The organism is Streptomyces sp. NPDC059037, assembly GCF_042740015.1.
GTDB lineage: Bacteria > Actinomycetota > Actinomycetes > Streptomycetales > Streptomycetaceae > Streptomyces.
In genome coordinates, this window is record NZ_JBHYIG010000318.1 from 1 (window position 1) to 10,842 (window position 10,842).

Genomic DNA, 10,842 nt, shown 5'->3' on the forward strand with positions numbered 1-10,842 from the left:
CTCTCTAAGGCGGCCCCCGGGCGAGCGGGGGGCCCCCCCACTCCCCCACACACCCCACGGGTGCGCGCCGGCGCCCGCCCCCCGCCGCACCTCATATGTGCGTCAGGCCACCGGCAGCACCGGCACTACCGGCACCGGCTCCGGCGGAACAGCCCCCACATACCGCGCCGCAGGCCGAATGATCTTCGAGTCCTCCGCCTGCTCCAGGATGTTGGCCCCCCAGCCCACCACCCGCGCCGCCGCGAACGTCGGCGTGAACATCTCGCGCGGCAGGCCGCACAGCTCCATGACGACGCCCGCGTAGAACTCCACGTTCGTGTGCAGCTCACGTCCCGGCTTCAGCTCGGCGAGGATCGCCTCGACCTGGCGCTCGACCTCGACCGCGAACTCCACCATCGGCCCGCCGAATTGCCGCGCGATGCCCCGCAGCATGCGCGAGCGCGGGTCCTCGGTGCGGTAGACGGGGTGCCCGAAGCCCATGATGCGGTCCCCCGCCAGGACCCGCTCGCGGATCCAGCCGTCGATGCGGTCGGGGGTACCGATCGCATCGAGGGTGTCGAGGGCCCGGCTCGGCGCCCCGCCGTGCAGCGGTCCCGACAGCGCGCCGATGGCTCCCACCAGGCAGGCCGCCACATCCGCGCCGGTCGATGTGATGACCCGGGCCGTGAAGGTTGACGCGTTGAAGCCGTGGTCAATGGTTGAGATCAAGTACTGCTCGATCGCCCGCGCGCGGTCCGGCTCCGGCTCCGAACCGGTCAGCATGTAGAGGTAGTTGGCGGCGTAGGAGAGGTCTTCGCGCGGCTCGACGGGGTCGAGGCCCTGGCCAAGGCGGTACAGCGCGGTGAGCAGGGTCGGCACCACGGCGGACGCGGCCATGGCGTCCGCGCGGCGCCGGTCGCCGTCGATGTCGTACACCGGGCGGAAGCCCCGCGCCGCCCCGAACAGCGAGAGCGCGGTGCGCAGTCCGGAGAGCGGTCCCGACAGGGCACTGGCGCGGGCTATGGCGGGCAGCGCGGCGCGCACCTCGTCGGGCAGGTGCCGCAGGGAAGCGGTCCGCGCGGCGAAGGCCGTCCGCTGCGCCGCGTCCGGCAGCTCGCCGTGGAACATCAGGTGCCATACGTCCTCGAAGCCGCGGCTCTGCGCGAGTTCGACGGCCGAGTACTGGCGGTAGTGGTAGAAGCCCTCGGATCCCCTGACGTCTCCGAGCCGGGTCTCGGTCACGACGACGCCCGCGAGTCCGCGGGGGACCTCCACGGGACCGGTGGGGGTGGTGGTGGAGCCATTGATCGGCATGTTCTTCCTCGACTTCCTCCCTGGACTTGATTCGACTGTCCATGCTTGACTCAATAGCTGTCAATATTGATTGAATCAATGCCAGCTCGATGTGGATACGGTGTCGCCCATGACGGATCAGGAAGCCGCCCGCGAAGGCCGCCGGCTGAACACCCGGGAAGCCGCGGAGCTGCTCGGCGTGAAGCCGGAGACGGTGTACGCGTACGTGAGCCGCGGCCAGCTCAGCAGCCGTCGCGGCCCCGGCTCACGGGGCAGCACCTTCGACGCCAAGGAGGTCGAGTCGCTGGCCCGCAAGAACCGCAGGGAGCCCGCCACGGCCTCCGCGAGCAGCGAACTCTCCGTACGGACCCGCATCACGCTCATCGACAAGGACCGCTACTACTTCCGCGGGGTCGACGCGGTGGAGCTCGCCCTGGCGTACTCCTACGAAGAGGTCGCCGAGTGGCTCTGGACCGGCGCCCTGCGCCCCGGGATCCGTTTCACGGCCCCCGAGGAGACCGCTCTCGCGGCGCGCCGAGCCGTCGACGCGCTGCCCGAGCACAGCGGCCCGACCGACCGCCTGAGGGTGGCCGCCATCTCGGCCGCGGCCGCGGACCCCCTCCGCTTCGACCTCTCCGAAGAAGCCGTCATCGGCACCGCGCGCACCCTCATCCCCACCCTCGTGACCGCGCTCCCACCGATCCCACGCACATACCAGGACGAGGGCCTCCTGGCCCGCCGCCTCTGGGCGCGCCTGACCGGCCGGAAGCCCGACGAAGCCACCCTGCGCGCCCTGGACACCGCACTCGCGCTCCTCGTCGACCACGACCTCGCCGCGTCGACGCTCGCCGTCCGCGTCGCCGCCTCCGCGCGCGCCCACCCGTACGCGGCCGTGTCGGCCGGCCTCGGCGTCCTGGAGGGCCCGCTGCACGGCGCCGCCAGCGGCCTCGCCCACCGCATGCTCCTCGACGTGCTCGACCGCGGCAGCGCGGCCCCTGTAGTGGCGGACGAACTCCGCGCAGGACGCCGCGTACCGGGGCTCGGCCACCGCCTCTATCCGGGCGACGACCCACGCGCGGTGGCCCTGTTCGCCCTCCTGGAGGAGATCCCCAAAGCCGGTCCCGCCCTGGCGGCGGCCCGTGACGTGGTGGCCACCACCGCGCGCCACACGGACCTGCACGCCAATGTCGACCTCGCCCTCGCCGTCCTGACCGCGTCCTCCGGGATGCCCGCCGAGGCCGGCGAGACGATCTTCGCGGTGGCGCGCACGGCCGGCTGGATCGCCCATGCCCTGGAGGAGTACGGGGAACGGCCACTGCGCATGCGCCCCAGCGGCCAGTACGTCGGACTGCGGCCGCCCCAGCCGGTGCCCACGCCCCAGGGCGACTGAATCGCCACTCGAGCGGCGCGGGTTAGGCTCCCCTATGTGAGTATGTGCGCCACCGCTTCGCGGGATCTGGACGAGCCTCTCGCGGGTACCGCGGCCACCGCCCGGACCTGGCTGCTGCTTGAACAGCCGGGCCCCTGGGGCGCCAAAGCGCTCACATCCAGCCATCTGGACCCGAAGGTCGGCCGCGCCCTCGAGGCGGCCGCCGAGGGGACCGGCGTACGGGTCGCCCTCATCCGGCGCCCAGGGCGCCACGCCGACTGCCACGGGCCCACCCGGCGCCGGGTGTACGTGGCCCACACCACGCCGGGCAACGCCTGGCTGCGCGGCCACGTCACCGACGAACCGGGCCGGTTGCTCGACCTCGACTTCACCGCACTCGGCGCGGGCGACCACGGCGGGTTCGGCACCCCGCACACGGGCGCCCCGCTGGCCCTGGTCTGCACGAACGGCAAACGCGACCGCTGCTGCGCGCTCCTCGGCAGGCCTCTCGCCGCCCAACTCGCCGCCGCCGGTGAACAGGGCGTCTGGGAAGTCACTCATCTGGGTGGTCACCGCTTCTCCCCCACGCTGCTCGTCCTGCCGCACGGGTATGCGTACGGCCGGTCCGAGACGCACTCCGTCAAGGAGATCCTCGAAGCGGTGCGTACGGGACGCGTCGTCACCGAGGGATGCCGGGGCAGTTCCGCCTGGGACCGCCCCGGACAGGCCGCCGAGCTCGCGGTGCGCACCTCGACCGGCGAGGACGCCGTGGGCGCGCTGAGCGTGGCCAGGACGGACGGCTCGGCCCCGCGCTGGGAGGTGACCGTCGCCCACACCGACGGCCGTCGCTGGCGAGTGACCGTCGCCCAGGGCGCCTCGCTGCCGCCACGCCCCGAGAGCTGCGGCGCGGCGCCGGCGGCCCCGGCCCGGATGGACGTGGTGGCGGTGCGCGAGGTCGCGCCACACGGGGCCGGGGGCGAGATCCCCACCACAGTGACTTCGGAGTAGCCCACCCGTCGCCGTACCGTTCGTACACATGAGCCCGACCTCCCCTGCCCGACGACTCCGCCTCGGCCTGCCCCGGCGCGTCTTCTCGCAGGTCCTGCTGATGCAGCTGGCGATCGCCGCCGGGGTCGCCGTGCTCGCCACCGGGCTCTTCCTCGCACCGCTCAGCGATCAGCTGGACGATCAGGCGATGCGCCGCGCGCTCGCCATCGCGCAGACGACGGCGGCCCAGCCGCAGATCGCCGACGACCTGAGCTCCTCCAGGCCCACGGCCGACGGGCCCGTGCAGACGGAAGCGGAACGGATCCGGCGCGCAAGCGGCGCCGAGTACGTCGTGATCATGAACAAGGACGGGGTGCGCTGGTCCCACACCGACCGCGACGAGATCGGCAGGGTCGTCTCGACCGACCCCAGCGACGCGCTCGCCGGCGACGAGGTCATGGAGATCGACAACGGCACCCTGGGGCGCTCGGCCCGCGGCAAGGTCCCGCTGCGGGACATCGACGGGAACATCGTGGGCGCCGTCTCCGTAGGCATCGAGTACGACAGTGTCCGGGCCCGGCTCATCCACGCGATCCCCGGCCTCTTCGCGTACGCGGGCGGCGCGCTCGCCGTGGGGGCGCTCGCCGCCTACCTGATCTCACGCCGAGTGCAACGGCAGACCCGTGACCTGGCCTTCTCCGATATCTCGGCGCTCCTCGCGGAACGCGAGGCCATGCTGCACAGCATCCGTGAGGGCGTGGTCGCCCTGGACCGCGCCGGCCGGATCCGCCTCCTGAACGACGAGGCCCAGCGCCTCCTCGGCCTCGGTCCCGAGGCCATCGGACAGCCCCTGGACACCGCGCTCGGCCCGGGACGTACGACCGATGTGCTCGCCGGACGGGTCAGCGGCACCGACCTCCTGACCGTCCGCGGACAGCGCGTCCTGGTCGCCAACCGCATGCCCACGGACGACGGCGGCGCCGTGGCCACCCTGCGCGACCGCACCGAACTGGAGCAGCTGGGCCGTGAACTGGACTCCACCCGCGGCCTCATCGACGCGCTGCGCGCCCAGGACCACGAGCACGCCAACCGCATGCACACGCTGCTCGGCCTCCTGGAGCTCGAGATGTACGAGGAGGCGGCGGAGTTCGTCGGCGAGGTGGCCGGCGCGCACCGGGTGACCGCCGAGCAGATCACGGAGAAGATCGGCGATCCGCTGCTCGCCGCCCTCCTGGTGGGCAAGGCCACCGTCGCCGCCGAGCGCGGCGTCGTGCTCGCCGTCCCGCGCGACACCGCACTGCCCGACCGGCTGATCGACCCGGGCGGCCTCGTCACCATCGTCGGCAACCTCGTGGACAACGCGCTCGACGCCGCGGCGGGCACCCCGCACGCGCGCGTGGAGGTCGATGTCCGCTCCGAGGGACGTGCCGTCGTCCTCCAGGTGCGCGACACGGGCCCTGGCGTGCCCGCCGACCGACGCGAGACGATCTTCACTGAGGGGTGGTCCACCAAGGAGCCTCCGGCGCACGGCAAGCGCGGCATCGGACTCGCTCTGGTGCGCAGGCTCGCCGAGCGCCAGGGCGGCAGCGTGCGGGCCGGCGCCTCGCCCGACGGGGGCGCCGAGTTCACCGTCGTCCTGCCCGAAGCGCTCGCCCAGGCCGAGCTGGCCCCCACGGAGGAGGCGCGATGATCGAGGTGCTCGTCGTGGACGACGACGTCCGCGTCGCGGATGTCAACGCCGCCTACGTGGCGAAGGTCCCCGGCTTCCGCGTGGCCGCGAAGGCCCACAGCGCCGCCGAGGCGCTGCGGATCGTCGAGGAGCTCCCCATCGACCTGGTGCTGCTCGACCACTATCTGCCGGACGAGACGGGGCTCTCGGTCGTCCGTACGTTGCGCGAGCGCGGCCACCAGACCGACGTGATCATGGTGACTGCCGCACGCGATGTCGCCACGGTCCAGGCCGCGATGCGGCACGGCGCCCTGCAGTATCTGGTCAAGCCGTTCTCCTATGCGGGGCTTCGCGCCAAGCTCGAGGCGTACGCGACGCTGCGGCGCACCCTGGACGGCGGCGGCGAGGCCGAACAGGCCGAGGTCGACCGGATCTTCGGCGCCCTGTCGGCGACTCCCGCTCCGGAGCTGCCCAAAGGGCACTCCCCTACGACGGCCGAGCTGGTCCGCAGGGCGCTGATGGGCGCCGAAGGGCCGCTCTCCGCCCAGGAGTTGGCCGACCGCACCCGGCTGAGCCGGCAGACGGCCCAGCGCTATCTGAAGCTCCTGGAGCGCTCGGGCCGCGTCCGGCTGAGTCTCAAGTACGGCGACACGGGCCGCCCGGAGCACCGCTACGAGTGGACGTCCAGCCACTCCTAGACGCACCGGTCCGCCACAAGACGGCTACACCGCTCCCGCCCCGGTGAGCGACCGTACTTCCGTCTCCGCGTGCTTGGCCTCGTCCGCGGGCTCCGACGAGGTGACGGTGCCCAGCCATCCGGCGAGGAAGCCCAGCGGGATGGAGACGAGCCCCGGGTTCTCCAGGGGGAAGTACTGGAAGTCCACCCCGGGGAAGAGCGAGTTCGGGCCCCCGGAGACAACGGGTGACAACAGAACCAGCACCAGGGAGGGCACCAGGCCCCCGTACACCGACCAGACCGCGCCCCGTGTGGTGAAGTTCCGCCAGAACAGCGAGTAGAGCAGCACAGGCAGATTGGCGGACGCGGCGACCGCGAAGGCCAGGCCCACCAGGAACGCCACATTGAGGTCACGCGCGAGCAGCCCCAGGCCGATCGCGACCACGCCGATCCCGGCCGCGGAGACCCGCGCCACCGCCACCTCGCTGCGCGGCTTGGCGTGCTTGCGCCGCAGCGACGCGTACAGATCGTGGGCCACGGACGCCGAGGAGGCGAGCGTGATCCCGGCGACCACGGCGAGGATCGTGGCGAAGGCGATGGCGGCGACAACCGCGAAGAGAACCGTTCCGCCTGTGGAATCCGCACCGCCTCCCAGATCGAGCGCGAGCAGCGGAACCGCCGTGTTCCCCGCGGCGTTCGACCCGCGGACGGCATCGGAGCCCACGATCGCGGCGGCACCGAAGCCGAGCACGATCGTCATCAGGTAGAAGCTGCCGATGAGCCCGATGGACCAGACGACCGAGCGGCGCGCGGCCCGCGCGGTCGGCACCGTGTAGAAGCGGGAGAGGATGTGCGGCAGCCCGGCCGTGCCGAGGACGAGCGCGAGGCCGAGGCTGATGAAGTCGAGGCGCGCGGTCCAGTCGCCGCCGTACTTCAGCCCGGGCGCGAGGAACTGGCTGCCGTGCCCGCTGCGATCGGCCGCCGTCCGCAGCAACTGGTCGAAGTCGCCGTGGAACCTCACTAGGACGAGCACGGTCAGTGCGATCGCGCCGCACATCAGCAGGACCGCCTTGACGATCTGGATCCAGGTGGTGGCTCGCATCCCTCCCAACGACACATAGATGACCATGAGCGCGCCGACGCCGATCACCGTCCAGGCCTGCGCCGCCCCGCTCGTCCCGCCCAGCAGCAGCGCCACCAGTGAGCCCGCCCCCACCATCTGCGCCACCAGATAGAGAACGGACACGGTCACCGAGGAAGTTCCCGCGGCGATGCGCACGGGGCGCTCCCTCATCCGGGAGGCGACGACGTCGGCGAGCGTGAACCGACCGCAGTTGCGCACCAGTTCGGCCACGAGGAAGAGCACGACGAGCCACGCGACGAGGAAGCCCACCGAGTACAGCAGCCCGTCGTAGCCGAACAGCGCGATCAGCCCGGAGATGCCGAGGAAGGAGGCGGCCGACATGTAGTCGCCCGCGATGGCGAAACCATTCTCCATGGGCGAGAAGAGCCGCCCGCCGGCATAGAACTCCTCCGCCGAGCCATGCCGGTTGCGGCTCACCCACGTCGTGATCGCGAGCGTGACGGCCACGAACACGCCGAACAGCAGCAGCGCGAGTGTCTGATGATCGCCGGTCATCGCTCGCTCCCCCGGGCCCGCTCCTGTTCTCTTCGCTGGCCCTGCTCCCGCCTCTGCTCGAACACGGCCCATCGCAGGTCCAGCGCCGGACGATCCCTGCGCAGCCGGGCGTGCCGGGCATACGCCCAGGTCAGCAGGAAGGTCGTGAGGAACTGTCCGAGGCCCGCGAGCATCGCGACGTTCACGGATCCGGTGACGGGCCGTGCCATGAGGCCGGGTGCCGTCGTGGCCGTCACGACGTAGGCGACGTACCAGGTGAAGAAGACCGCCACGGCCGGGACGACGAACCGCCGGTACCGGCCCCGCACCTCCTGGAAGGCAGCACTGTGCTGGACCTCCAGATAGATGTCGGCCGCGCTCGCGCTCCGGTCCGGCGCGGCCCGGGGCGGCACCACGGGGGCCGGCGCGCCCGTGCCGTCCAACTCGCCCCAGCCTGAGGCAAGCGCGTCGTACCAGGGATCTTTGAGATCACCGGTCTGTGCCTGCCCGGCGTCGCGCCCGTCGTGCTTCTCCACCGAACTCTCCTTGCCCGCAGCCTTGTTCGGCCGCGTGCCCAAGGATGGACAGATCGGGAAGATCCCTGACTCTTCTCTCCCTTCTCTTCACCCCATCAGGTGAAGGCTCATCAGCTCCGGAAGCGTCGTTCGCCGACCGGCCGAAGCCCCAGCTCACGCGAGAGCGGCACCCGGCGGCTTCGCCAGACCGTGCCGGTAGGCGTAACGCACGGCCTGCGCACGGTCCTTGATGCCCGTCTTGGCGAAGAGGTTGTTGATGTGCGTCTTCACCGTCGCCGTCGAGACGTGCATCTCCCGGGCGATCTCCTGGTTCGTCATCCCCTCGGCGATCAGGACGAGCACCTCGGTCTCGCGCGTGGTGAGGCCGTCGGGCGGCTCCGGCGCGGCCGGGGGCTCCTCGGACTCGGCCAGCCGCTCGAGCAGCCGCCGCTGAATCTGCGGCGAGAGCCCCGCGTCCCCCGAGAGCACGTCCTCGACGGCCCGCACGATCTCGTCCCCGCCCGCGTCCTTGGTGAGATAGCCGCGCGCGCCCGCCCTCAGTGCGGGGAAGAGCGACTCGTCGTCGGCGTACGTGGTCAGCACGACCACCTGCGTTCCCGGGTACTCGGCACGGATGCGGCGGGTGGCCTCCGCACCATCGACCCGGGGCATGCGCAGATCCATCAGGACGACGTCCGGGGCCAGTTCGGCGACCAGCCGCACGGCCTCCTCGCCGTCGCCCCCGGAGCCGACGACCTCGATACCGGGCAGCAGCCCGAGCAGCATCACGATCCCCTCGCGCACCACGGTCTGATCGTCGACCACCACGACGCGCGCCGGCGCCTTGGCGCCGCTCTCCGCGGTCATGTGGGCACCTTCAGCGTCACGACGAAGCCCTCCTCGCCCGGCCCTGCCATCAGGGAGCCGCCCAGCAACTCGGCCCGCTCCCGCATCCCGAGCAGACCGTACCCGGCCCCGGAGGTGGCCAGTTCACCCGGCGGCGCGCCCGAATCGCGTATGTCCAGGGTCACTTCGCCCTCGCCGTAATCGAGCAAGACGGTCACCTTGGCGCCCGGCGCGTGCTTGCGCACATTCGTCACGGCCTCCTGCGCGACTCTGCGCACCGCCTGCGACGCCTCGGCGGGCAGGGCACGCCGCGCCCCCGTGACGGCCACCGAAGCGCCGTCCGACGCGACCAGCTCGCGCAGGAAGTCCTCGACCGGCGTCAGCTCGCCCCGCAGCGCCGAGAGCGCCTGCCGGGTCTCCGCGAGCCCTTCACGAGCCATGGACCGTGCCGCCACCACGCGGTCCAATATCTGCTCGCGCGTCGCCTCTCCCTCGATCAGCAGACGTGCCGCCTCGAGGTGGACGAGTTGCGCCGAGAGACTGTGCGCAAGGACGTCATGGATCTCCCGTGCGATGCGGGCCCGCTCGGCGAGCGCCGCCGTCTCGGCCTCCGCGACACGGGCAGCCCGCTCCTGGGCGAGCATCCGCTGCGTGCTCCCGCGCGCCTCGGCGTCGAGCCGCAGCGTGTACCCGGCGAGCGCGAGCCCGACGACGATCAGGCCGGTGACCAGCCAGTTGTCCGTGTTGTACACAGCGAAGGCGCTCAGCGAGACGATGACGCAGGCCACGCCCGCCGCCAGTGGCAACCGCTCCAGGGCCGCGACCGCCGTCCCGCACCACAGGACGAGCGCAAGGGCCCGCCAGTCGCCCAGCGCCGCCGCATACGCCGCTGCGATCAGCAGCACGAGCAGGGCCAGCGACGGCCAGAGCCGGTGGTCGAACGACGTACGGAAGAAGGCCCAGCCGAGCCCGCCGCAGAGCACGACCAGCGCGACCCCGGCGACCAGACGCCAGCCTCTGTCCTGGTGGAACGCCTCCCACAGCAGAACGGCGAGGATCAGCACCCGCAGGACCCTGACGAACCACAGCCGGGCAAAGCTCAGCCCTTCCCGGGCAAGCGCTTCCCGGGACGGCCACTCCATCCACCGGTCCGAGTTCACACGGGGTCCTTCCGCATCGGCTCGTACACCGCGTCCGCCATACCGTACGCAGGGCGGAGCAGGCCGGCCCGCTGCGCCAGGACGCCGCTGCGGACGAAGAGGGTGGCCGCGAGGGCGAGCATCAGCGCGGCAGTCCCCTGCCGCACCCCGAGCATCGCGCCGATGCCGAACAAGCCGAGCCGCAGCGCGATCCCGACGCCCCAGACGACGGCGGTGGCCTTGGTCCCCTTGCTCCACACGACGCCGTCCGGCGCTGTCCACACATGTGTGGTGCGCGCCCAGCCGAAGCCCATGGCCAGGCCGATGAGCAGTTCCGCGCCGAGCAGGGCGACGGACACCGCGCTGTGGTGCGGATCCAGCAGACCGGGTTCGCGCAAGGCCAGGAAGACCAGCACTGCCGGTATCGCCCACCAGCGCCGGTCCGCGGTGACCGGATGCGCCTTGAACTGACGCGCGATCACCAGGACGACGACGGCGCAGATCACCAGAGCGTTGGTGAGCCCGGACATGACGGCCTCCGTGGGGACGAGGAAGAGCGGAGCCGATCCGGTGAGGATCGACGCCTTCGACGCTACGGAAAGGGCCTGGTCGAGGGATCGGAGCAGGGGTGGAACGTGGGTGGTGGCAGAGGGTACCCCCACCGGTTGTGTGCGCACCCCCCAGCGGAAACCCCCCACCGTGCGCGCCCGCCGCGACCGCCCCGAGCGCGAAGCGTCGATGCGCGGGCGGG

10 protein-coding genes are annotated in these 10,842 nt (G+C 72.0%); 4 read left to right on the forward strand and 6 right to left on the reverse strand.

Going from position 1 to position 10,842, the window contains the following annotated elements; genetic code table 11:
* Nucleotides 1-102: 102 nt before the first annotated feature.
* On the reverse strand, nucleotides 103-1,293 hold the full coding sequence (locus ACFWY6_RS39450; protein ID WP_384700916.1) for a citrate synthase: 1,191 nt from the start codon (nucleotides 1,291-1,293) through the stop codon (nucleotides 103-105).
* A gap of 109 nt (nucleotides 1,294-1,402) precedes the next feature.
* Here ACFWY6_RS39450 and ACFWY6_RS39455 point away from each other — a divergent pair, with 109 nt between their 5' ends.
* The 4 genes from ACFWY6_RS39455 to ACFWY6_RS39470 are packed head-to-tail and all read left to right on the forward strand — an operon-like array spanning nucleotide 1,403 to nucleotide 5,995.
* Nucleotides 1,403-2,662 (forward strand): citrate synthase family protein, encoded by a 1,260-nt coding sequence (locus ACFWY6_RS39455; protein ID WP_384700918.1) that lies wholly within the window; start codon nucleotides 1,403-1,405, stop codon nucleotides 2,660-2,662.
* Nucleotides 2,663-2,698: 36 nt separating this feature from the next.
* A complete protein-coding gene (locus ACFWY6_RS39460; RefSeq protein WP_384700921.1) occupies nucleotides 2,699-3,649 on the forward strand; it encodes a sucrase ferredoxin in 951 nt (316 codons plus the stop codon).
* A 28-nt stretch (nucleotides 3,650-3,677) separates the two neighbouring features.
* Entirely contained in the window at nucleotides 3,678-5,318 is a 1,641-nt protein-coding gene (locus tag ACFWY6_RS39465; protein ID WP_384700924.1) for an ATP-binding protein, read from the forward strand.
* Nucleotides 5,315-5,995, forward strand: coding sequence for a response regulator (locus ACFWY6_RS39470; RefSeq protein WP_361816758.1), 681 nt, complete (start codon nucleotides 5,315-5,317; stop codon nucleotides 5,993-5,995). The genes ACFWY6_RS39465 and ACFWY6_RS39470 overlap by 4 nt, the downstream gene beginning before the upstream one ends.
* Before the next feature lie 24 nt (nucleotides 5,996-6,019).
* Here the strand turns inward: ACFWY6_RS39470 and ACFWY6_RS39475 are convergent, their stop codons facing one another.
* The 5 genes from ACFWY6_RS39475 to ACFWY6_RS39495 form a co-directional block, all read right to left on the reverse strand.
* On the reverse strand, nucleotides 6,020-7,612 hold the full coding sequence (locus ACFWY6_RS39475; RefSeq protein WP_384700927.1) for a cation acetate symporter: 1,593 nt from the start codon (nucleotides 7,610-7,612) through the stop codon (nucleotides 6,020-6,022).
* Nucleotides 7,609-8,127, reverse strand: coding sequence for a DUF485 domain-containing protein (locus ACFWY6_RS39480; protein WP_384700930.1), 519 nt, complete (start codon nucleotides 8,125-8,127; stop codon nucleotides 7,609-7,611). Before ACFWY6_RS39480 ends, ACFWY6_RS39475 begins: the two co-directional genes overlap by 4 nt.
* A gap of 153 nt (nucleotides 8,128-8,280) precedes the next feature.
* On the reverse strand, nucleotides 8,281-8,973 hold the full coding sequence (locus ACFWY6_RS39485; protein ID WP_384700933.1) for a response regulator: 693 nt from the start codon (nucleotides 8,971-8,973) through the stop codon (nucleotides 8,281-8,283).
* Complete coding sequence (locus ACFWY6_RS39490; RefSeq protein ID WP_384700936.1) at nucleotides 8,970-10,112, reverse strand: sensor histidine kinase; 1,143 nt, start codon at nucleotides 10,110-10,112, stop codon at nucleotides 8,970-8,972. The genes ACFWY6_RS39485 and ACFWY6_RS39490 overlap by 4 nt, the downstream gene beginning before the upstream one ends.
* Nucleotides 10,109-10,621 (reverse strand): DUF1453 domain-containing protein, encoded by a 513-nt coding sequence (locus ACFWY6_RS39495; protein WP_384700939.1) that lies wholly within the window; start codon nucleotides 10,619-10,621, stop codon nucleotides 10,109-10,111. The genes ACFWY6_RS39490 and ACFWY6_RS39495 overlap by 4 nt, the downstream gene beginning before the upstream one ends.
* Between the last annotated feature and the right edge of the window lie 221 nt (nucleotides 10,622-10,842).

Excerpts from the sequence above, each read along its gene's own strand:
- ACFWY6_RS39485 (WP_384700933.1), bottom strand. The coding sequence starts at position 8,973 with ATGACCGCGGAGAGCGGCGCCAAGGCGCCGGCGCGCGTCGTGGTGGTC.
- ACFWY6_RS39450 (WP_384700916.1), bottom strand. The coding sequence starts at position 1,293 with ATGCCGATCAATGGCTCCACCACCACCCCCACCGGTCCCGTGGAGGTC.
- ACFWY6_RS39475 (WP_384700927.1), bottom strand. The coding sequence starts at position 7,612 with ATGACCGGCGATCATCAGACACTCGCGCTGCTGCTGTTCGGCGTGTTC.
- ACFWY6_RS39470 (WP_361816758.1), top strand. The coding sequence starts at position 5,315 with ATGATCGAGGTGCTCGTCGTGGACGACGACGTCCGCGTCGCGGATGTC.
- ACFWY6_RS39455 (WP_384700918.1), top strand. The coding sequence starts at position 1,403 with ATGACGGATCAGGAAGCCGCCCGCGAAGGCCGCCGGCTGAACACCCGG.
- ACFWY6_RS39465 (WP_384700924.1), top strand. The coding sequence starts at position 3,678 with ATGAGCCCGACCTCCCCTGCCCGACGACTCCGCCTCGGCCTGCCCCGG.
- ACFWY6_RS39495 (WP_384700939.1), bottom strand. The coding sequence starts at position 10,621 with ATGTCCGGGCTCACCAACGCTCTGGTGATCTGCGCCGTCGTCGTCCTG.